19 protein-coding genes are annotated in these 21,019 nt (G+C 66.0%); 8 read left to right on the forward strand and 11 right to left on the reverse strand.

Going from position 1 to position 21,019, the window contains the following annotated elements:
* Positions 1–112: 112 nt before the first annotated feature.
* The 3 genes from V9L21_RS15000 to V9L21_RS15010 form a co-directional block, all read right to left on the reverse strand.
* Positions 113–814: an SDR family NAD(P)-dependent oxidoreductase gene (locus V9L21_RS15000; protein ID WP_337313106.1), complete on the reverse strand. Its 702-nt coding sequence runs from the start codon at positions 812–814 to the stop codon at positions 113–115.
* Positions 804–1,781, reverse strand: a complete 978-nt coding sequence (locus V9L21_RS15005) for a Bug family tripartite tricarboxylate transporter substrate binding protein (RefSeq protein ID WP_337313107.1) — start codon at positions 1,779–1,781, stop codon at positions 804–806. The genes V9L21_RS15000 and V9L21_RS15005 overlap by 11 nt, the downstream gene beginning before the upstream one ends.
* 65 nt (positions 1,782–1,846) lie before the next feature.
* Entirely contained in the window at positions 1,847–2,785 is a 939-nt protein-coding gene (locus V9L21_RS15010) for a dihydrodipicolinate synthase family protein (protein ID WP_337313110.1), read from the reverse strand.
* Positions 2,786–2,897: 112 nt separating this feature from the next.
* On the opposite strand from V9L21_RS15010, the gene V9L21_RS15015 reads away from it, so the two are divergent.
* Entirely contained in the window at positions 2,898–3,833 is a 936-nt protein-coding gene (locus V9L21_RS15015; protein ID WP_337313112.1) for a LysR family transcriptional regulator, read from the forward strand.
* A gap of 17 nt (positions 3,834–3,850) precedes the next feature.
* Here the strand turns inward: V9L21_RS15015 and V9L21_RS15020 are convergent, their stop codons facing one another.
* A complete protein-coding gene (locus tag V9L21_RS15020) occupies positions 3,851–5,692 on the reverse strand; it encodes a pectate lyase (RefSeq protein ID WP_337313114.1) in 1,842 nt (613 codons plus the stop codon).
* 366 nt (positions 5,693–6,058) lie between these two features.
* On the opposite strand from V9L21_RS15020, the gene fusA reads away from it, so the two are divergent.
* Positions 6,059–8,119 carry an elongation factor G gene (gene fusA, locus V9L21_RS15025; RefSeq protein ID WP_337313116.1) on the forward strand — a complete coding sequence of 687 codons (2,061 nt, stop codon included), beginning with the start codon at positions 6,059–6,061 and terminating at the stop codon, positions 8,117–8,119.
* Between the two features lie 15 nt (positions 8,120–8,134).
* Here the strand turns inward: fusA and V9L21_RS15030 are convergent, their stop codons facing one another.
* On the reverse strand, positions 8,135–8,956 hold the full coding sequence (locus V9L21_RS15030; RefSeq protein WP_337313118.1) for an IclR family transcriptional regulator: 822 nt from the start codon (positions 8,954–8,956) through the stop codon (positions 8,135–8,137).
* 135 nt (positions 8,957–9,091) lie between these two features.
* Between V9L21_RS15030 and V9L21_RS15035 the strand changes: the two genes are divergently transcribed.
* Both V9L21_RS15035 and V9L21_RS15040 read left to right on the forward strand, forming a co-directional pair.
* Positions 9,092–10,060 (forward strand): Bug family tripartite tricarboxylate transporter substrate binding protein, encoded by a 969-nt coding sequence (locus V9L21_RS15035; protein ID WP_258506320.1) that lies wholly within the window; start codon positions 9,092–9,094, stop codon positions 10,058–10,060.
* Between the two features lie 21 nt (positions 10,061–10,081).
* On the forward strand, positions 10,082–12,430 hold the full coding sequence (locus tag V9L21_RS15040) for a cytochrome P450/oxidoreductase (RefSeq protein ID WP_337313122.1): 2,349 nt from the start codon (positions 10,082–10,084) through the stop codon (positions 12,428–12,430).
* A gap of 19 nt (positions 12,431–12,449) precedes the next feature.
* Here V9L21_RS15040 and V9L21_RS15045 read toward each other — a convergent pair whose 3' ends face one another.
* From V9L21_RS15045 to V9L21_RS15065, 5 genes are read right to left on the reverse strand one after another with little or no spacing between them, the layout of a single operon-like run.
* On the reverse strand, positions 12,450–12,965 hold the full coding sequence (locus V9L21_RS15045) for a hypothetical protein (protein ID WP_337313124.1): 516 nt from the start codon (positions 12,963–12,965) through the stop codon (positions 12,450–12,452).
* A gap of 12 nt (positions 12,966–12,977) precedes the next feature.
* The gene (locus V9L21_RS15050; protein ID WP_337313311.1) at positions 12,978–13,505 is read right to left on the reverse strand and encodes a carboxymuconolactone decarboxylase family protein; all 528 of its coding nucleotides are present in this window, start codon (positions 13,503–13,505) and stop codon (positions 12,978–12,980) included.
* Complete coding sequence (locus V9L21_RS15055; RefSeq protein WP_337295708.1) at positions 13,505–14,461, reverse strand: Bug family tripartite tricarboxylate transporter substrate binding protein; 957 nt, start codon at positions 14,459–14,461, stop codon at positions 13,505–13,507. The genes V9L21_RS15050 and V9L21_RS15055 overlap by 1 nt, the downstream gene beginning before the upstream one ends.
* Positions 14,462–14,505: 44 nt before the next feature.
* On the reverse strand, positions 14,506–15,306 hold the full coding sequence (locus V9L21_RS15060; protein WP_281150840.1) for an SDR family NAD(P)-dependent oxidoreductase: 801 nt from the start codon (positions 15,304–15,306) through the stop codon (positions 14,506–14,508).
* Positions 15,303–16,142 (reverse strand): amidohydrolase family protein, encoded by an 840-nt coding sequence (locus tag V9L21_RS15065; protein ID WP_337313127.1) that lies wholly within the window; start codon positions 16,140–16,142, stop codon positions 15,303–15,305. The genes V9L21_RS15060 and V9L21_RS15065 overlap by 4 nt, the downstream gene beginning before the upstream one ends.
* Positions 16,143–16,212: 70 nt before the next feature.
* Here V9L21_RS15065 and V9L21_RS15070 point away from each other — a divergent pair, with 70 nt between their 5' ends.
* The 3 genes from V9L21_RS15070 to V9L21_RS15080 all read left to right on the forward strand — a co-directional run bounded on the left by V9L21_RS15070 (position 16,213) and on the right by V9L21_RS15080 (position 19,072).
* Positions 16,213–17,100, forward strand: a complete 888-nt coding sequence (locus V9L21_RS15070) for a LysR substrate-binding domain-containing protein (RefSeq protein ID WP_281150838.1) — start codon at positions 16,213–16,215, stop codon at positions 17,098–17,100.
* 96 nt (positions 17,101–17,196) lie between these two features.
* Positions 17,197–18,051 carry an alpha/beta fold hydrolase gene (locus V9L21_RS15075; protein WP_337313128.1) on the forward strand — a complete coding sequence of 285 codons (855 nt, stop codon included), beginning with the start codon at positions 17,197–17,199 and terminating at the stop codon, positions 18,049–18,051.
* A gap of 43 nt (positions 18,052–18,094) precedes the next feature.
* Positions 18,095–19,072 carry a Bug family tripartite tricarboxylate transporter substrate binding protein gene (locus V9L21_RS15080; protein ID WP_337313130.1) on the forward strand — a complete coding sequence of 326 codons (978 nt, stop codon included), beginning with the start codon at positions 18,095–18,097 and terminating at the stop codon, positions 19,070–19,072.
* Here the strand turns inward: V9L21_RS15080 and V9L21_RS15085 are convergent.
* Positions 19,069–19,854, reverse strand: coding sequence for an IclR family transcriptional regulator (locus V9L21_RS15085; protein ID WP_337313132.1), 786 nt, complete (start codon positions 19,852–19,854; stop codon positions 19,069–19,071). The two genes, V9L21_RS15080 and V9L21_RS15085, sit on opposite strands and share 4 nt — an antisense overlap.
* A gap of 161 nt (positions 19,855–20,015) precedes the next feature.
* Between V9L21_RS15085 and V9L21_RS15090 the strand changes: the two genes are divergently transcribed.
* Entirely contained in the window at positions 20,016–21,014 is a 999-nt protein-coding gene (locus V9L21_RS15090; protein ID WP_258506317.1) for a tripartite tricarboxylate transporter substrate binding protein, read from the forward strand.
* Positions 21,015–21,019 lie beyond the last annotated feature (5 nt).

Genomic DNA, 21,019 nt, shown 5'->3' on the forward strand with positions numbered 1-21,019 from the left:
TTCGGCTTGTGCTCAGGGTGTCACCCCAGTAATCGTGCGGAACACGCTACAAGAGGTGTCGGAAAACTCGCACCACTTTCGACTCAATGCGCCTGGCATGGGTGCATTGGTATTAGCGGTGCAGCGACGCGCCGCCGCAAATGGCAATGTCCTGGCCGGTAATCGCGGCGGCTGGCGGCGAGAGAAGAAAGGCGACCAGTGCGGCAATTTCATCGGGCTGGATCAGCCGCCCGATGGGTGGCAGGCGCGGTGCGCTGCCCGCGCGCGCCGGGTCTTGCAGCATCGCGGTCTGGGTTGCGCCGGGCGACACCACGTTGATGGTGACGCCGCTTGCGGCAACCTCCGCGGCCCAGCTGCGCGCAAGCGCGATGAGCGCAGCCTTGGTGGCGGCGTACTGCCCGCGGCCGGGCAGGCCCTGGGCCACGCGGCTGCCGACGAGCACCACGCGGCCGCTGCCGCGCGCGGCCATCGCGGGCACAAGCGCATCTGCAAGGCGCGCGGCCGCGTCGACGTGCAGGCGCCACATCAGTTCGCCGCCCGCATGGTCGAGCTGGCCCAGCGGGCCTACACGCAGCACGCCGGCGGCATGCACCAACGCATCGGCGTCTTGCAGGGCGGCTGCGGCGCGCGCGATGCCCTCGGCATTCGACAGATCTACCGCCGTGTGCGCGAAGGCCGCGTCGGACAGCGTGGGCGCCGCAAGGTCGAGCCCGCTCACGCGCCAGCCCTGGCCCAGCAGATGCGAGGCAATGGCGCGGCCGATGCCGCTGCTGCTGCCCGTGACCACGGCGTGCGGGGCGACCTTATTCGACACGGATCTTGCCCTCGGTGATGATCTTCTTCGAGCGCTCCATGTCGGCCTGCTGGAACTTTACGAAGTCTTCGACGCTGCCCGGCGTGAGCAGCAGCCCCTGCGTGTTGAGCGTTTCGCGCATGTCGGTGGCGAGGGCCTTGTTCACTTCGGCGTTGAGCCGCTGCGTGATGGCTGGCGGCAGCTTGGCTGGGCCCCACATGCCGTACCAGCTGTAGAACTCGTAGCCCGGAATGCTTTCGCCCACCGTGGGCACGTTCGGCAGGCTGGTGGCGCGGTTGGCCGAGGTAACGGCAACCACGCGCAACATGCCGCTCTTGTGGTACTGCAGCGAGCCGAGGATGGGGTCGATGAAGCCGTCGATCTGCCCGCCGATCAGGTCCTGGAAGGCCGGCGCCGTGCCCTTGTACGGCACGATGAGGTAGTCGAGTCCGCCCGCGCGCTTGAGCAGCTCGGTCGACAGGTGGCCGGCCGAGCCGATGGAGCCGACCGCGAAAGTCATCTTGCCCGGGTTCGCCTTGGCGTACGCGATGAGCGACTTGACGTCGGTGATCGGCAGGTTCTTGTTGATGGCCACCGACAGCGGCGCCTTGGCCACCAGCGCCACCGGCGTGAAGTCGCGCACGATCTCATAGGGCACGGACTTCATCGTCATCGGCGCCGTGGTGAAGGTCGATGCGTTGAACAGCAGCGTGTAGCCGTCGGCCGGCGCCTTCGACACCACGTCGGCACCGATCACGCCGTTGCCGCCGGGCCGGTTCTCGACGATGAAGGGCTGGCCGGTCTGGTCGCCGAGCTTCTGCGCGAGCAGGCGGCCGACCGTGTCGAGCGTGCCGCCGGGCGGAAACGGAATCACCACGCGCACCGGGCGGGTGGGCCAGGACTGCGTTTGCGTTTGCGCGAAGCCTGGGGACGCCGCGGCAAGCGCAAGGGCCGCAAGCGTGGCACGCAGGAAATGGTTGCGTTGCATGTCTCTTGTCTCCTTCTGGTTTTTTGGGGGAACGGCGCCGGCAGTGCCGGGCCGCTTGTACTTGATCAGCGCTTCGACAAACCGGCTTGCCGCACGGCGGCGCGCAGCGCCTCCATCTCGCGCTCGTTCGGCGCCTCGGTCGGCGGGCGCACCGTGGCGTTGTCCAGCACGCCGGCCAGGAACATGCCGCCCTTCATGCGGGCGTGCGCTTCGCCGGTCGGTTCGCCGCCGCCATACACGGCGTCTTTCAGCGGTGTGATGAGGGCCTGCACGGCCATGGCCTTCTTCAGGTCGCCGGCCTTCACGGCGTTCCACAGGTCGATGATCAACTGCGGAATGAAGGTGGCAAAGCCGACCAGCGCGCCGTCCACGCCTTGCACCATCGAGGCGAGCAGGTATTCGTCGTGGCAGGTGAGGATGGCCTTCGAGGCATCGGCCTCGCGAATCGCCTGGATGTCGCGGGCGTACTTGTTCATGTCGCGCTGGCCGACCTTGAAGGCCTGCAGGTACGGCAGGCGCGCCAGTTCGGCCAGCAGCTGCGAAGAGTAAGACGCGCGTGTCCAGGCCGGGTACACGTGGCAGACCAGGTCGAGCTCCGGCGCGGCACGGTGAATGGCCTCGAAGTACTGCAGCGCATGCCCCGGCGTGAAGCCGAAGCGCAGCCAGTGGTGGGGCGGCATCACGTCGAGCGCCACCGCGCCGGCGGCCTGCGCGGCGCGCGCATGCTCGGCGGCTTCGGCCAGGCCTTCGCACACGATGGACGAGATGACCGGCGTGCGGCCGCGCAGCTCGTCGGCCACGATGCGGGTGACCTCGGCGCGCTCGGCGGGGGTGAGCGAGAACACCTCGCCGGTGTGGCCGTTGGTCATGACCGCCACCACGCCGTCGTGCCCCGCCAGCCACGAGGCGAGCTTGCGCAGCGCAGGTTCGTCGATGCGGTGGTCAGACGTGAAGGGGCAGGAAATGGCGGGAATGATCCCGCGATAATTCGCGATGGAAGGCATGCTGTGTCTCCGTTGTGGTTCAAGGTGCAGGAATGGGTGCATCTTTTGCCGGCGGGGCATGCACCGTCCAATACTCGAATCGCATACAACTATTCAACCGATTGCGCAGCACATGGGCCCCGGCAACCGCCCCCTCGACCTCGAATGGCTGGAAGACTTTATTGCCTTGGCCGAGACCGGCAATTTCTCGCGCGCGGCGCAGGTGCGTTCCATTGCGCAGCCCGCGTTCAGCCGGCACATTCGCGCGCTCGAAGAGTGGGTGGGGGTCGACCTGTTCGACCGCAGCGCGCATCCCGCGGCGCTGACTGCCGCCGGCAAGCGTTTTGAGCCGCTGCTGAAGGAACTGCTGGCCGGCCTGGAAGCCGCCCGCATCAAGGCGCGTGCGGCACACGACATGGCCGCGGCAAGCCTGAGATTTGCCGCCACTCATGTGCTGTCGCTGACCTTCTTTCCGCGCTGGCTGGGGAGCGTGGAGAGCCGGCTGAGCCTGGGGCCGATCCAGACGATGTCGGACAGCTCCCAGGCCTGTGAAGACCTGATGCTGCAGCGGCGTGTGCAATTCGTCTTGTGCCACGGCCATGCCGGCGCGCCGGGCCGGCTCGACGAAGCGCAGTACCCGGTTCTGCGGTTGAGTGAGGACGTGCTGGTTCCGGTATCCGCACCCGATGTTCACGGGGCGCCGCTGCATGCACTTGGCACTGCCCAGGCGCCTTCGGTGCTGGCCTACAGCGAAGCCTCCGGCTTGGGGCGAATCATGCGTGCCATACAGGACAGCGAGTTCGGCAAAGACTTCGCATCGTCGCTCTCGGTGGTTTTTACGGCGCACCACGCCGCACTGCTCAGAACCATGGCGCTCGAGGGGCGCGGCCTTGCATGGCTGCCCATGAGCCTGGTTGCCGACGACCTGCGCAGCGGTGCGCTGGCGGATGCGGGGAAGGGCGCCTGGCGGGTGCCGGTGGACATCCGGCTGTACCGCCAGGCTGCAAGCATGGCCCCTGTGGCAGAGGCGCTGTGGCAACTGGTGAGCGACGGGACACTCACCGCCTAGGTGATTGCCTGCCCGGCTCAGGCCACCGGCGAAATGAACGAGATCAACCGTCCCATGCGGGCGATGAAGTTCGACGTGACGATGAACTGCGGTTTTTCGCGCTTCACATACGGGTCGATCTCCGGCGGCGCATCGGCCGGATACGGAGAGGTGTCGTAGATGTCGCCCACGTGGCGGCTGCGGTACGCCGTGCCGGTATACGGCGTCGTCGGTCCGTTGCCGCGGTACGGGTTCACGATCTCTGGCACGGGCGCGGTCCAGTAGTTGCCGTCCACCAGCGCGGCCAGGATCGTCTGCACTTCCGATTCGGGCACCACCGGCGTCTTCAGCACCGCGCCTTCGAACAGGTCTGGAAAATCCACTTCGCGAACGGCGGCAAAGTACTTTGGCAGGGGCCGTGGCGTGGTCGCCCGCAGCGGCGACTTGGCAACCATGGCATCGATCTGCGGCTGCGTCATCGCGTTGAGTTGGTCCAGGCGCGTTTGCAGCGCCGCGGCATTCACCGAGCGGCCAGACGAATAGTGGCTGATCGTGTTGGTGATGTCCTTGTCGAAAAAGTACGCGCCGTTGTGGATGTTGGAGCCGTAGCGGTGAACGAAGAGCGGCTCGTTCGTGTCGAGCTCGATGAACGTGGCCACGTTGCGCCCGGCGAGCAGCGGGTTGATGGTCGCAACATCGGCCGGAAGCTGGATGGATGGCGACTTCAGCCAGTCGATTGCCTTCTGCAGCTGCGACAGGTACTTCTTGTCGCCCGTGAGCGTGAAGTAGCCGAGCAGTTGCTGGATGTTGGTCTGCGTGGTGTGCGTGGCCAGCGAGCGCGGCTCGTAGGAGCGCGCACCGGCCGGAGCGCCCGCCGGGCGGCCATTGGTTTCGCGTGACAGGTGCTGAAGGCTCCAGCCTGATTGCAGCGGCAGCACCCCCGAGGTCCACTGCATGCGCTGCATGCAGTCCATCGCCCGGATGATGTTGGCCACCAGGTCGGTGCGGCCCAGCGTCATCACGCACATGGTCAGGAACTTGATGTTCTCGCCCATGACGTCGTCGTTGAAGGTGACGTGCAGCGTGTAGTCGCTGTCTTCCATGCCTGCTCGCGCGCCCACGGGCAACTGCTGCGGGTTGGGCAAGGGCATCGACGTGATCGCGTTCGGGTTGTGCGGAAAGCGCTGCGGCCAGCCGCCGTCGGCAATGCCGAACTGGGGACCGAACTGCGCATCGGTAATGAACTTGATCGCCTTCTCGGTCGCGGCCTGGTAGACCGGGTCTTTCTTCTCCAGGTACATGCGCAGCATCAGCTGCGATGCGACGGCGGTGGTGGCGTCGTCGAAGGTGGCGTTGCCGTAGTAGTGCTGGAATTCTTCGAGGCGCCAGCCGTTCATGCCCACCGTTTCGTACCAGTGCTGCAGCGATGCCTCGCCGTTGAAGTCGTAGATGTAGTTCCAGCCGCCCGAGCTGTGCTGGGCCGCGGCAACCGCCTTGGCCGTGCGGTCCGCCGCCTGGTAGAAGCGCTCGTCGCCGGTCGCGTGGTAGGCATCCAGGTAGATATGGCCGATGGAAGAAGTGCCCGGCGGCTGCAGCCACAGCATGGTGCGCTTGGCTTCCATTTCTCCGAAGGTCTGCGTGAGGTCGGGCGAGTACGACCACACATAGCCGCCCTTGTAGGAGACCACTTCGTCCATGTAGCTTGCTGCGCGCTTGAGTCCTGCCGCGGCGGTGGCCTGCGGGGTTGGCGCGGGAGGGGGAGCAGGGGGCGGTGGCGGCGGAAGGGGAATCGGGAAGGTCGGCCCGTCGTTGCCGCCACCGCCACAGGCGGCGAGCGCGACGGGAGACAGGACCGAGATTGCAAACTGTCGGCGTTTCATGGCATTTCCCTTTGTTGATCGAATGTCCGGGGTTGGTCGGGCAGCGTCGTCAGATGTCATACGACTTCAGTTGTCTTATGACGCGGCGCGCGGATTATTCGGGCAGCTTCACTACCGCGTCAATCAGGAATTGCGGAGAAATTCGCTTCAAAGTATCACCAGTAGTTACATAGTTGTAGGACAACGTATGAGTTGTTGGGTAGGGGCACACGTTTGCTCACCGGTGCCTGCCAACGAACGCCGCCGGGGTTGGCGCCGTTGCGCCGGCACTGCCAATCCCGTAGGCTGGTTCTCAGCGTTCACACGCCGTGCCCGAGCCTGTGCAGGCCGCCGGGCCGGCCTCCCGGACGCCAAGGAGTCCACGCCATGCCAAGCCGATCGAACGGCCTCGCGGCCGAAATGGAAGCAGTGCGAACGCTGGCGCTCGTCGGGCCCGCCGCCGCGGGCAAGAGCTCCCTTGCCGAGGCCTTGCTGCACAAGGCGGGTGCCATCGGCGCGTGCGGCAGCATCGAGCGCGGCAGCACCGTCAGCGACCACGACCCGCTCGAGCGCCGCATGCTGCATTCGCTCAATGCATCGGTGATGCATCTCAAGCACGCCGGCACGCGCATCCACCTCATCGACACGCCCGGCGGCCCCGACTTTCTAGGCCAGAGCCTGCCGGCGCTGGAGGCCGTTGAAACTGCGGCGGTGGTCATCAACGCCGCCACCGGCATCGAGCCGATGGCGGTGCGCATGATGGAGTACGCGGCATCGCGCCATCTCGCGCGCATGATCATCGTCAACAAGATCGACTCGCAGGGCGTTTCGCTGCAGGGCTTGCTGGCCGACATCCAGGCCGCCTTCGGCCGCGAATGCCTGCCGCTCAACCTGCCCGACGGAGTCAACAGGCAGGTGGTCGACTGTTTCTTCAATCGCTTCGGGCGCTCCGACTTCGGCCCCGTTGAAGCGGCGCACCGCGCGCTGGTGGAGCAGGTGGTCGAGGTCGATGCGGCCTTTGTCGACCGCTACCTCGAAGAGGGCGACGTGGACCCGGCGGAACTGCATGCGCCGCTCGAGCAGGCGCTGCGCGAAGGCCACCTGATACCGGTGTGCTTCGTCTCGTCGCGCAGCGGCGCCGGCGTGGCCGAGCTGCTGGACGTGATCGTCAAGCTGCTGCCCGACCCGACCGAAGGCAATCCGCCGGAGTTCCTGCTTGGCGAGGGCGCGGAGGCCAGGCCCATGGAAGTCCGGCCCGATCCTTCGCTGCACGTGCTGGCGCATGTGTTCAAGGTCACGGTCGACCCCTATGTCGGCAAGATGGGCATCTTTCGCGTGCACCAGGGCACGCTGACGCGCGACAGCCAGCTCTACATCGGCGACGGCCGCAAGCCCTTCAAGGTGGGGCACCTCTTCATGCTGCAGGGCAAGGACCATGTGGAGGTGTCGCATGCGGTGCCGGGCGACATCGTGGCCGTGGCCAAGGTGGACGACATTCATTTCGATGCCGTGCTGCACGACGCCGCGGAAGACAGCCATGTTCATCTCGCGCCGCTCGCGTTTCCGGTGCCGGTGTACGGCCTGGCAGTCGAGCCCAAGCGCCATGGCGATGAACAACGCGCGTGGGAGATTCTCGGCAAGCTGGCGGCCGAGGACCCGTGCCTGCGCATCGAGCACGTGGCCGCCACCAACGAGACGGTGCTCTACGGACTGGGCGAGCTTCACCTGCGCATCGTGCTCGAGCGCCTGCGCGAGGTGTACCGCTTCGAGGTGTTGACGCGGCCACCCCGCATTGCCTACCGCGAGACCGTGACCGCACCGGCCGAGGGCCACCATCGCCACAAGAAGCAGACGGGCGGCGCAGGCCAGTTCGGCGAGGTCTTCTTGCGCATCGAGCCGTTGCCGCGCGGCGCCGGCTTTCAGTTTGCCGACGAAGTCAGGGGCGGCGCGATTCCGGGCCAGTTCATTCCCGCGGTGGAGAAGGGTGTGCGCGAGGTGCTGGCAGGCGGCGCCATCGCCGGCTACCCGGTGGTCGACGTGCGCGTGGTGGTGTACGACGGCAAGCACCACAGCGTCGACAGCAAGGACATCGCCTTTGCAACGGCCAGCCGCAAGGCCTTCATGGCCGCGATCCGCGAGGCCCGGCCCGTGGTGCTCGAGCCGATCGTGCAGATAGGGATCGACGTGCCCGAGCATTCCGTCGGCGATGTCACGAGCGACTTGTCTGCACGGCGCGGCGTCGTCACCGGTACGTCCGATGTCGGGGCCGGCACCGTGAGCGTCGGCGGGCATGTGCCCATGGCCGAACTGGCCAACTACCAGTCAAGGCTCAATGCAATGACCAGCGGCCAGGGCCGCTACACCATCGCGTTGTCGCACTACGAAGCCGTGCCGCCGGGGGTTCAGCAGACGCTGACGGGGCAGTACCGGGCGCACGAAGAGGAATAGCAAGACGCATGGCCGCTAACCGGGTTTGCGGTAGCCCAGCAGCTCGCTGACCGCGCGGGCTTCCCGCCGCACCGCGGTGGCAATCGGGCCATTGATGGCGGGGTCGAATCCGCCTGTCGCTCCCAATGCCGTCAGCACCGCGCACACGCGGCCCGCATAGTCGTAGACCGGCGCTGCCACGGCGCTGATGCCGCGCAGGTAAGTGTCTTTCACGCTCGCGCAATGCGCCTTCTGCACGTCGCGGCGCAGCTGTCCGATGGGGTCGGCCGCGTTGAGCGTGGCGCGCATGTCTTCAGGCGAATCGGCCAGTTCCTGCTCGGCGAGCGCGAGCACCCGCGACTCATCGAGCAAGCCCAGGAACGCGCGGCCCGTGGCGGACCAGAGGATCGACATCACCGAGCCGGCGCGCACGTTCACCGTAACGGGCAGGCCCGGCTCCTCGAAGCGCACGATGGTCGGCCCCTTGTTGCCCATGACCGCGACAAAGCAAGTGACCTCCAGTGACTCGCGCAGCCGCACAAGGCACGGCTCGGCCGCGCGAATCGGGTCGGCCTGGCGCATGGCGGCCAAGCCGATCTGGATGGCTTCGGTTCCCAGGTAGTAGTGCTGCGAGACGGCATCCTGCAGCACCAGGCCTTCCTCCATCAGGCTCGCAAGGTAGCGGTGCACCTTGGCCGGGCTTTCGGCGACATGGGCCGAGAGTGCGGTGAGGCTGCTGCGGCCGCCCAAGTGGGCAAGGCCCTTGAGCACCGCCATGCCCGTTTCGGCCGATTGCACGCGCTGGCGGCGCTCGCGGGTTGCGGGAGGAAGGGAGGAGGGCTCCAGGGCTTTGGTCATGTGCACTTGATGTTAGTTGCTGGGGCTGGGCGGCAAGGGGAGCGCTCGGATGCAGGGTTAGCCCTGAAAGTACATCATTACGCAATGCGTATGATATTTACGCAATACGAAACTACGCTAACTGGAGACTCCCCCATGAAAAAACGTCTTGTCCGGTGCCTTGCTGCTCTTTCCCTTCTTGCCGCGGCCGGCGTCAGCGCCCAGAGTTTTCCGGCCAAGCCGATCCGCTGGCTCGTTCCCTATGCGGCAGGTGGCGGCTCCGATTTCTTGGCGCGCACGGTGGCGCAGACACTCTCCACCCAGGTGGGCCAGCCGGTGCTGGTGGACAACAAGCCCGGCGGCAACACCGCGCTCGCTGCGGCTGAAACAGCACGCGCACCGGCCGATGGCTACACCGTGCTGTCGGCCGACAACGGCACGCTGGTGTTCAATCCGGCGCTGTACAAGTCGCTCTCGTACAGTCCGACCAAGGACCTGGCTCCTGTCACGCTGATGGGCAAGTTCCCGATGATCCTTGTGGTCGGTGCCAACTCCGGCATTGCCACGGCCAAGGACTTCATCGCCAAGGCAAAGGCCAAGCCCGGCGACGTGAGCTATGCCTCGGCAGGCGCGGGCAGCCCGCATCACCTGGCGATGGAACTGCTCAAGGTAGAGGCCGGCCTGTTCATGGTTCACGTGCCGTACCGCGGTGCCGCGCCGGCGCTGGCCGACGTGGTGGGCGGACAGCTGCCGGCCATGATGGTCGACCTGGCGGCCGGTGCCGGCTTCATCAAGGGCGGCAAGGTCCGCGCGCTGGCGGTGGCCAACCCCACGCGCCTGCCGCAACTGCCCGATGTGCCCACCTTCGCCGAGCTCGGCTACAAGAACGTCGAAGCCGCGGCGTTGGTCGGCGTGGTGGTGCCCTCGGCCACGCCGCCGGAGGTGGTGAACACGCTCAATCGCCAACTGGTGGCGGCGATCAACGAGCCCTCGGTGCGCACGCGCATGGTCGATTTCGGCGTCGAGCCCGTGGCCAACACGCCCGCCCAATATGCCGCGCTGCTCAAGAGCGAGACGGCGCGCTGGCACAAGCTGATTCGCGATCTGAAGATCACGCTCGACTGACGCGACCGGGGAACACCGCCTATGTCAGATACCGCCATTCCCTCGCGTTCGTCGGGCTGTCCTGTCGCGCACGGGCCGCTGTCGGCAGAGCGCACGCCCACCGGCTGCCCCGTGAGCGCGCGCGCCGCCGAGTTCGATCCCTTCGAGGACGGCTACCAGCAGGACCCTCCCGAGTACGTGCGCTGGGCGCGCGAGAAGGAGCCGATCTTCTACAGCCCCAGGCTCGGCTACTGGGTGATCACGCGCTACGACGACATCAAGGCTGTGTTTCGCGACAACATCACCTTCAGTCCTTCGAATGCGCTGGAGAAAATCACGCCTACGAGCGACGAGGCCAATGCCGTGCTCGCCTCCTATGGCTTTGCGCTGAACCGCACGCTGGTGAACGAGGACGAGCCCGCCCACATGCCGCGCCGCCGCGTGTTGATGGACCCGTTCACGCCCGAGGCGCTCAAGCACCACGAGCCGATGGTGCGCGAGCTGGCCCGCACCTATGTCGACCGCTTCATCGACGACGGCAAGGCCGATCTCGTGGACCAGATGCTGTGGGAAATTCCGCTGACGGTGGCGCTGCATTTCCTTGGCGTGCCCGAGGAAGACATGGACACGCTGCGCAAATACTCGATTGCGCACACCGTCAACACCTGGGGCCGGCCCAAGCCTGAGGAGCAGGTGGCCGTGGCGCATGCAGTGGGCAATTTCTGGCAGTACGCCGGCAAGGTGCTCGAGAAGATGCGGCAAGACCCCGACGCGCCCGGCTGGATGCAGTACGGCATCCGCAAGCAGAAGCAGCACCCGGAGGTGGTGACCGATTCGTACCTGCACTCGATGATGATGGCCGGCATTGTGGCCGCGCACGAGACCACCGCCAATGCCACCGCCAACGCGGTGAAGCTGCTGCTGCAGCACCCCAAGGCGTGGCAGGAGCTGTGCGAAGACCCTGGCCTCATTCCCAACGCGGTGGAAGAGTGCCTGCGGCACAACGGATCGGTGGCCGCGTGGCGGCGCCTTGTCACCAGGGACACGCAGGTGGGCGGCGTCGATTTGCCGGCGGGATCGCGGCTCCTGATCGTCACCTCGTCGGCCAACCACGACGAGGCGCATTTCGCCGACGCCGACCTGTTCGACATCCGCCGCGACAACGCGAGCGACCACCTGACCTTCGGCTACGGGTCGCACCAGTGCATGGGCAAGAACCTTGCGCGCATGGAAATGCAGGTCTTCCTCTCGGAGTTCACGCGAAGGCTGCCGCATATGAGGCTTGCGGAGCAGCGCTTCACCTATGTGCCGAACACCTCGTTCCGCGGACCCGAGCACCTGTGGGTCGAGTGGGACCCTGCCGCCAACCCCGAACGCAGGAATCCGGCGCTCCGCGAGGCGCAGTTGCCGGTGCGCGTCGGCGAAACATCGCGGCACGCCGTGTCGCGGCCCGTGGTGGTGGAGCGCGTGACGCGCGTGGCCGAGGGGGTGGTGAAGCTGCGCCTGGTGTCGCCCGATGGCAAGCCGTTGCCGCGCTGGACCGCGGGTTCGCACATCGACGTGGAATGCGGCTCGCCCGAGCTGTCGCGCCAGTACTCTCTTTGCGGTGACCCGGACGAAGCCGGCGTGCTGGAGATTGCGGTGCTGCACGAGCCCGAGGGCCGCGGCGGGTCGGCCTGGGTGCACGCGCAAGTGAAAGCCGGCGACCGGCTGCGCATTCGCGGGCCTCGCAATCACTTCCGCCTCGACGAGTCGCTGAAGAAGGCGATTTTCATCGCGGGCGGCATCGGCATCACGCCCGTGAGCGCAATGGCGCACCGCGCGAAGGCGCTGGGCATCGACTACGAGCTGCACTACAGCGGCCGCAGCCGCGCGCACATGGCCTTTCTGGACGAGCTTGCGGCGTTGCACGGCGAACGGCTGCACGTCTATGCGGGCGACGAAGGCCGGCGCTGCGATCTGCCGTCGCTGCTCGCCGAACCGGCGGCCGGTGCCCAGGTCTATGCCTGCGGTCCGCTGCGGATGCTCGAGGCGCTCGAAGGCTGCTGCGCCGCATGGCCCGAAGGCGCCTTGCGCGTCGAGCATTTCGAATCGACGCTGGCCACGCTCGACCCTTCGAAGGAACATGCGTTCGAAGTCGAGCTGAAGGATTCAGGCTTGGTCGTCACCGTGCCGCCGGACCAGACCCTGTTGTCCGCCTTGCGCGCGGCAAACGTCGATGTGCAGAGCGACTGCGAGGAGGGCCTTTGCGGTTCGTGCGAAGTGCGGGTGCTGTCCGGCAAGGTGGACCATCGCGACATGGTGCTGACCCGCCCGGAGCGAGAGGCCAACACGCGGATGATGGCCTGCTGTTCGCGTGCCTGCGAGGGGCGGTTGGTGCTGGAGCTCTAGGCAAGCAAGACTCGGCAACTCAGCCCCGGCGGAACATCGTTCGTCGCGTGTTCCGGAAAGCCGGCCGGACCCTTGCACTCCACGCCGTTGCGCGAACGGCTAGCCATGCGGGGCTGCCCAGGGCGTCTGGACTCGCGAGGTCGTAGCAAGCGTAGTAGCGCGGAGAGCCCGTTGCGTCGAGGTAGCGCGCTGCGCGTACCGTTCCGGGAACGGAAGCCAGGCCAGGCAGATGCTCCTGTGCATACCAGGCGTTCAAGTCGTCTTCGTGCCCCGCCAGCACATCGGTTTCGACGATGTAGTGATAGGGCGCGCCCTGGCCCGCAGACGCGCCATCGAGCATCTGAAGGCACCGCAACCGGTGCCGCGATGTGCCTGACCCCGTGGCATGCCTTTCCGGATCGGCGCCGTCCGGTGCGTACACGTAAGTCCAGGGGCCTTCCAGCGACTGCCAGCATTGCGTGCCGGGTGCAAGGTGGACGGCGTCAGGCAGCGCGCCGGTCGCGGCATCATGCTTGAAAAGCCAGAGATCTTTCATTTGCCGCTCTCCTCAGTGCGCGACATTGAGCGCCACGAGCAGGCGCGACACCATGTTGTACGCGGCAACGGTGGCAACCACCTCGACCACGCCCTTCGGGTCGAAATGCTGCTGGACCCTGGCCATGAGCGCATCGGGCACCTTGATGTCGCGGGTCATCGCATCGGTCAGCTCAAGAGCAAGGCGCTCAGGAGGCGCAAATACGTCTGCAATCGAAGCGTCTCGGACGGCGTCGATCTTCTCCATGCTGAGGCCCGCCTTCTGCGCATGAGGCACGTGGGCGTCGAACTCGAAGCTGGCGCCGTTGAGTACCGCCACGCGAAGAATCATCAGCTCGCGAAGATCGGCGGGCACGCCGGTCTGGTTGCGAACCGCGGTAAGCATGCGTTCCCAGCCGGATGCGATCGGCCCGCTGTTGAGCAGCACCTGATAGAGCAGCGACACGCGGCCGCGCTCGGCCATGATTCGGGCTTCGACTTCGGCCAGTTCAGGCCGCGTGCCTGGCTGAACGAGGGGAACACGAATGGAGGTGTTCGTCATCATTCGGCCTTGATGTTCTTGGCGCGCACCAGCTTCGCCCATTTGTCGGAATCCTGCTTCTGGATGGCCGCCAGTTCCTGGGGAGTCGATCCGACGGGCTCCGTACCTGTCTTCAGCAGCTTCTCTCGCACGGCAGGCTCGGCCAAGGTGTTGCGCACCGCCTTGTTGAGCGCCGCAATCACGTCCGGCGGCGTCTTGGCCGGGGCAAAAAGGGCGTACCAGTTGTTGGTGTCCACGCCGCGGATGCCTTGCTCCTCGAGCGTCTTCACGTCAGGCAGGGAAGGGTGGCGCTTGCTCGATGCAACGCCGAGCGCTTTGAGCCTGCCGCCTTGCAGATGCCCGAGCAGGCCCGGCACGTCGCCGAAGAAACCGCTGACCTGCCCGCCCATGAGGTCGGCGATCGCGGGCGCGGCACCCTTGTAGGGTATGTGGAGCAGCTTGGCGCCGGTCGAGTCGGCCAACTGCTCGATGGCCAGGTGAGGAATGCTTCCCGTGCCCGACGAGCCCATCGGCGTCGGGTCGGCCTTTTTCTTGGTTGCCGCGACAAATTCCGCCGCGTCCCTGGCCGGGTTGCCTTGCTGCGCGACCAGCAGCTCGACGTTGTTGACGACCAGGGAGACCGGCGCAAAGTCGCGCTGCATGTCGTAGGGGAGCTTGTCGTAGAGCGAAGAGTTGATGGCCGCCGCCCCGACGCTGGTGAACCACAGCGTTCCGCCGTCGGGGGCCGACTTCATGACATCGACCGCGCCGATCGCGCCATTGGCTCCGGGCTTGTTGTCGATGATGACCGTGCGCCCCAGCTCTTTGCCCAATTGCTCGGACATGGCGCGCGCGACGGCGTCGACTGGACCTCCGGAAGTGAACGAGACGACGATCCGCGTCGTCTTGGGTTGGGCGTGGGCGGTGGCCGCCAGGGCGGCGGAAAGAGCGACGGTGAGCAGATACCGTTTGACCATTGTGAATGTCTCTCTTCGTTCTGTTGGGTTGGCTGCTTGATCGTTCAGTCGCAGCGCGCCGTCATGCCGCCGTCCACGACGAGCTCGGTGCCCGTGATGAACCGGGCCTCGTCGCTGGCGAGATACAGCACCGCACTGGCGGTGTCGCGGCCGTCGCCCATGAAGCCGATCGGAATGCGCTTCTGGCGCTGGGCCAGAAGGGCTTCGACGTCGCCGCCCGCACGCTGCTTGGCCAGGCGGGTCTCGACCATCGGCGTATGCAGCTGGCCGGGCACGACGCAGTTGACGCGCACGCCTTGCGCGGCATGCTGCACCGCCACCACCCGCGAGAGATGAATCACCCCGGCCTTGGTGGCGGCGTACGCGACCTGCGCGCTCCCGGTCCACCGCAGGCCCGAGGTGGACGCGATGTTGACGATGGCGCCGGCCCCTTTGGCAAGCAGGGTCGGCAGCACATGCTTGCAGGTGAGGAACACGCTCTTCAGGTTGATGTCGACCTGCGAGTCCCACACCTCTTCGGAGAGCTCGACGGGGCCCCCGGCAGCGGAGCCGCCGACGTTGTTGACCAGGATGTCGATGGTCCCGTAAGTCTTCACGCATGCCGCAGCCATGGCGGCAACGCTCTCGCTGCTGGTCACGTCGCACACCCAGGGCGTGATGGAGTCGCGCGCTTCGCCGGCCAGTTCAAGCGTTTCGTCCAGCCGCGCGCGGTCGCGGTCGACCGCCAGCACCTTGGCGCCTTCCTCCGCGAGCCGCACCGCAATGGCACGGCCGTTGCCCCAGCCGGCGCCAACGCATCCGGCGCCCGTGACTATTGCAATCTTGTCCTTGAAGCGAAGGCTCATGTGTTGTCTCCGAATTGATAAAGGCGTTCAGGGTTGTGCACCAGCAGCGCGTCGCGCGCGGACGGCGTGGGCGCGATCTTTGCGATGAGGTCGACCAGTTGCTGCTCGTCGGGTACCGGCCCTGCGTGGTTGGGATGCGGCCAGTCGTTGCCCCAGACCACCCGGCTGCCGAACTCCGCAACCAGCATCCGCGCGAACGGTTGGGCATCGGCATAAGGCGGGCCTAGCCGCGTGATGCGGTCCATGCCGCTCACCTTGACCCAGAAGCGCTCATCGGCCATGAGCTTCAGCAAGGCCTGGAAATAGGGCTGGTTCACGCCGAGCGCCGCGTCGATGCGGCCGATATGGTCGATCACCACGGGCGTGGGGCAGCGCCGCAATGCCGGTCCGAGCTCAGTCAGCAAAGCAGGGTCGCCGTGAATCTGCAGGTGCCAGCCGAGCGACGCGAACCGGCCCGCCAGGGACAACACATCTTCAATGGGCGTGTGCCGTCCGAGGTGCCCCATGAAGTTGAAACGGACACCGCGAAAGCCCGCTGCATCGAGACGTTTCAGCTCGGCGTCCTCAACGTCGGTCGGCAGCAGCGCGATGCCGCGATAGCTCGCCGGGCGGGAGGCGACGGCATCTTCGGTCGCGCGGTTGTCAAAGCCGTGGCAGGCCGACTGCACGACCACGCAGCGTTCCAGGCCGAGGCTGTCGTTCAGCGCATACAACTGCTCCTTGGGATCATCTTCCTTCGGAACGAAGGTCGCATCGGGTGCGTAGGGAAAGCGCGCACGTGGCCCGAAGACATGGCAGTGGGCGTTGCACGCGCGCGGGGGCAGGGTGGTTGTCATGGCGCCAGTGTCGCGAAGCCACTGCGCCCTCGTAAGGACATTGCTTCTATATCAGCTATGCTCATTGGCTATGGAACTTCGCCAGCTGCTCTACTTCGTGACCGTGGCGGACGCGGGCAGTTTCAGCCGCGGCGCCGCAGAACTGAACCTTGCGCAGCCCAGCCTCAGCAGGCAAATTGCATTGCTGGAAGCCGATCTCGGGCAGCGCCTGCTTGTAAGAACCGGGCGCGGCGTGTCCCCCACCGAAGCGGGCGATGCCTTGCTCGTCCATGCGCGGGCAATGCTCGACATTTCGCGGCGAGCGCGAGACGAGCTTCAGGAAATGGATGAAAGCCCCGGCGGCCGGATCATCGTGGGAATGCCGCCGCGGGTGGCACTGGGTCTGAGCACACCGCTGGTCCAGAGGTTTCGCGAACGGTTTCCGCGCGCGGTGATTACGGTGCTCGAAGGGTTGAGCGTCGCGCTTCGGGAGTCGCTCCTCGCGGGCAAACTCGACCTGGCACTTCTCTTCGACCCGGCAACGTCGCCGCAGCTCGCGTTCCAGCCGCTGATGCGCGAAAAGCTCCTGCTGGTTGCGCCGCCCAAGAGCAAGCTGCCGCCGCGGGTCGGCCTGGCTGCGCTTGCCAACTACCCGATGGTGCTGCCGAGTGCCCCCAACGCAATCCGGCATCTGCTCGACTCGGTGCTTGGTTCACGCGGCATCCAGCTGAAGGTGCTCGCCGAGGTGGGTGCGGTTCGTACCGTCATCTCCCTCGTGCAAACGGGCGTGGGCTGCACCGTGCTTCCCGAGAGCGCGCTGGGCTCGCCTGGCGACGAGCTGCTGCCCCGTGCGCCCATCGGGCCACCAGCGATCTGGAATGCGCTGGTACTCGCCACTCCCAAGGCGCGCCCCGCAACCCGGCTCACCCGAGGGACAGCGCAACTGCTGCAGGAACTGGACTTTCGCCAGCGCTATTGACCAGAAGAGACGGAGAGAGGGGCATAGCCGCCAGGCATAGCTGATATAGGTTCCATGCCCTTACCGGTGATGGCAGTGCCGGGGAAACTCGCCTCCATGTCCACCGAAACCCAAACAAATCCGGCGCGTACGGCGCCACTGCAGCGCAAGCTCATCGCGTATCGCTCGCCCCCTTCGGGTGCAGAGGTGCAGATCGAATTCAGCGACGAAGGCCGAGGCCCGGTCATCTGCATTCTTCCGTCGCTTGCACGCTCGGGACGTGACTACGACGAAGTCGCCGCCAAGCTGGCAGCCGCGGGGTTCCGCGTGTTGCGCCCCGACCCTCGAGGCGTGGGCTCGAGCCGCGGCCCCATGGAGAACTTGGACCTTCACGACTTTGCCCGCGACGTCGCCGCGGTGCTCGACCATGAGGCAACCGGCCGCATCGTCGTCGTGGGGCATGCGTGGGGCAGCCAGCCGGCGCGCACCCTCGCGGCCGATCGGCCCGACCTGGTGCGCGGCATCGTCATGGCCGCGGCCTCCGCGGGAAAGCTTTCTCCGGGGTCCACCGAAAAGCCGTACAGCCGGCTTCGTGACGAGATCGACGGAGCCGGCGACCTGAGCCTTCCAATCGAACGGCGGCTGGAATGCCTTCGCAAGGCTTTCTTTGCACCGGGCCATGACCCGGCCGTATGGCTCGATGGCTGGTATCCCGCGGCACACGAGGCACAGGGCAGGGCGCGCGAGATGACGCCGGTCGATGACTATTTCTCTGGCGGTGACAGCGTGCCCATCCTGGACCTGCAGGCTGAGCACGATGCCGTGGTGATCCCGAATGTCATGAAGCCATATCTGGGCGACCGGGTCACTGTGCAGGTCATTCGCGATGCGGGGCATGCCATGGCCCCAGAACAACCGCAGGCGATGAGCGACGCCATCGCGGTCTTTGCCCGCGCGATCTATTCCGCGTGACGCCCTATCTGTTCAAGGCCATACAAATCCAAGGAGACACTCCATGTTCAAGAAAACTGCTTCGTTCGCAAAATTCGTGTTGCTGGGCGCCGCCTTCGCAGGTGCCCAGCTATGTGCGGCAAGCGAATACCCGAACAAGCCCATCAAGATGGTCATTCCCTACACGCCGGGCGGATCGATCGATACGGTGGGACGCATGGTTGCCGACCAGTTGCAGAGGCAGTTGGGCCAGCCCATCGTCATCGAGAACCTGCCCGGCGCCTCGGGTGTGCTCGGTTCGTTGAATGTCAAGAAGGCCAAGGCCGACGGCTATACCTTGCTGTTCAACGCGTCGAGCCAGGTCTACATGCCCCTCGTGGTGGCAAAGAAGACCTACGACGCGGAGCAGGACTTCACGCCTGTCGGGCAGATCGGCTATGTGCCCCTTCTCGTGGCGGTAAACAACGATGTTCCCGCAAAGAACCTCGGCGAGTTTGCCGCGCTGGTCAGGGCCAACCCCGGCAAATACACCTGGGCGACCTCGGGCCTGGGAACGACCAGCCACCTGAGCGAGGAAATGATCAACCGGGCGCTGAAGCTCAACATGGAAATCATCGCCTACAAAGGCGCGATTCCGCAGTTGACGGACGTGGTTGGTGGCCACGTGTCGGCGGCGGTTTCGCCGATGCCCGGCGTGCGCTCGTTCGTGCAGGGCGCACGCTTGCGTGCGATAGCCATTACCAGCAAGACCCGCGTTGCCAGCATGCCAGACGTACCCACCGTGGCCGAGAGCGGCATTCCTGGTTTCGAACTTCTCTCCTGGTATGGCATCTGGGGGCCGGCAGGCATGCCAGAGGCCGTGACGAACCGGCTCAATTCAGAAATTGCCAAGGCGGTCGACACTCCCGCGCTCAAGGCCAAGTTCGCGGAGCTTTCCTTCGTTCCCGCCAAGTCGAATCCCGAGCAGTTCAGGAAGCTCATTCGCGAGGACCTTTCGAAGATAGGTCAGGCGGTGAAGGAAGCCAACATCAGGATCGACTAGCAGGAACTAGCAAGCGCGGCCTTCACATCCGCCGAAAGCGCGAGCAGCGGGCCTGCGAGCATCGCCTCGGCCTCGGCAATATCGGCCTTTGTGGTGATGCTCACGTTCAGCACGTAGACAGGCCGGCCTTCCGCCACGACCGGCGTGGCAAGGGCAACCACCTCCGGTTGCCAGGCCGCCGCGCAAAAGCCGCGCTCGGCCACGCTTCGGGCCGCGCTCCGGATCTCGTCGCGAATCCGGTTCCAGCCGCTTTCGCGCCTTTCGCGGAACTGCGCCATGAGGGCACGCCGCCTGGGCTCTTCGGCGACCGCCAGGTAAGCCCGGCCGAGCGACGTGAGCTCCATTGGCACCCGCTGGCCCGCAACCACGTTGCGCAGTGAAACCTTGCGGTTGTAGCGCACCGATTCGAGGTAGACCATCTCGTCGCGGTCGGCGACAGCCAGGCCGACGTTGATGCGAAGCTTTTCCGCCAGGTTCCGCATCAGCGGAGCAACCGTGTTCAACACCGGGGAGCCGGCCCGCATGGCGTGGGCAAAGCTCAGTACCGGCGCCGCAAGCCGGTAGGCCCGAAGGGTGCGGTCGTGCTCGAGCATTCCGGACTCGACCAGCGTCTGGGTCAGGCGGCTCACGGTGGCGCGCGAAAGCCCGGTGCGCTCGGCGATGTCTCCGTTTCCCAGCAGATCGGCACCGGGCCTGAAGGCCCGAAGGATCTCGATTCCGCGCTCCAGCGAGCGGTTGAGCGTCGGCTCTTCGAAATGTTGGCGTCTGGCGGGCGTGGGCACGAGTTTCAGGACTGAAGGAAAGGGCTTCAGTTTAATTCCACTGCTTGGAAATAGGGGGCTGCGCGAGACGCATTGAAAACCTAAGCTCGATGCACTCGATGAGAAGACCGATCCGCCATCGATCCTGCTTCTTTCCGCCCTTATTCCAATTGGAGACAACCATGCAAAAACGCCTGCTCTGGGCACGCTTCAGGACCGCCCTGGTTCTTTTCTCGACCGCAGCGGCAGCCGCGACTGTTTCGACGGCGGCGCTCGCAGCCTTTCCCGACAAGCCCGTCAAGATCGTCGTGCCGTTCGCACCCGGCGGCGGCACCGACCTCGTCGCGCGGACCATGGGCATTGCGATGGGCCAGGAGCTGGGCCAGCCCATCATCATCGACAACAAGCCTGGCGCCGGCACGATCATCGGAACGGACGCGGTGGCAAAGGCACCGCCCGACGGCTACACGCTGGTGATGGCCACCGTGGCGCATGTGGTGAACCCCAGCATCCAGAGCAAGCTGCCCTATGACCATGAGAAGGCCTTTGCACCGGTCATGCTCGTCGGGGTGTCGCCGAACGTGCTGGTGGTGCGGGCGGAAAGCCCGCTCAAGTCGGTGCAGGACGTCATCAACGCCGCCAAGGCGAACCCGGGAAAGCTGTCGTTCGCATCGCAAGGCGCGGGAACCTCGGCGCACCTTGCCGGCGAACTGTTCAGGAACCTGACGAAGACGAACATCACCCACATTCCCTACCGCGGTGCCGGTCCGGCCATGAACGATTTGATGGGCGGCCAGGTGGATGTCATGTTCGCAACCGCCGCGGCGGTGGGCACCTTCATCGAAAACGGCAAGCTGCGCGCGCTCGCGGTAACCACGGCCACGCGATCACCGGCCCATGCCCTTGCCAAGGTGCCGACGATTGCCGAAAGCGGCGTACCCGGCTACGTGGCCGACAGCTGGTACGGCCTGTATGCGCCGGCAGGCACTCCCGCAGATGTCGTCGCGCGCCTGAACGCTGCGGCCAGGAAGGCCGTGCAGACGGAGGCCTTTCGCAAGCGCGTGGAAGGAGAGGGCCTTGTGATCAACGCGGGCTCGCCGGCGGACTTCGACAAGTACGCCAAGGGCGAGGAAGCGCGCTGGCGCAAGGTCGTCAAGGAAAACAACATCACCAACGAATGAATGAA

It is taken from the genome of Variovorax sp. CCNWLW235 (assembly GCF_037204085.1).
Classification (GTDB): domain Bacteria; phylum Pseudomonadota; class Gammaproteobacteria; order Burkholderiales; family Burkholderiaceae_C; genus Variovorax.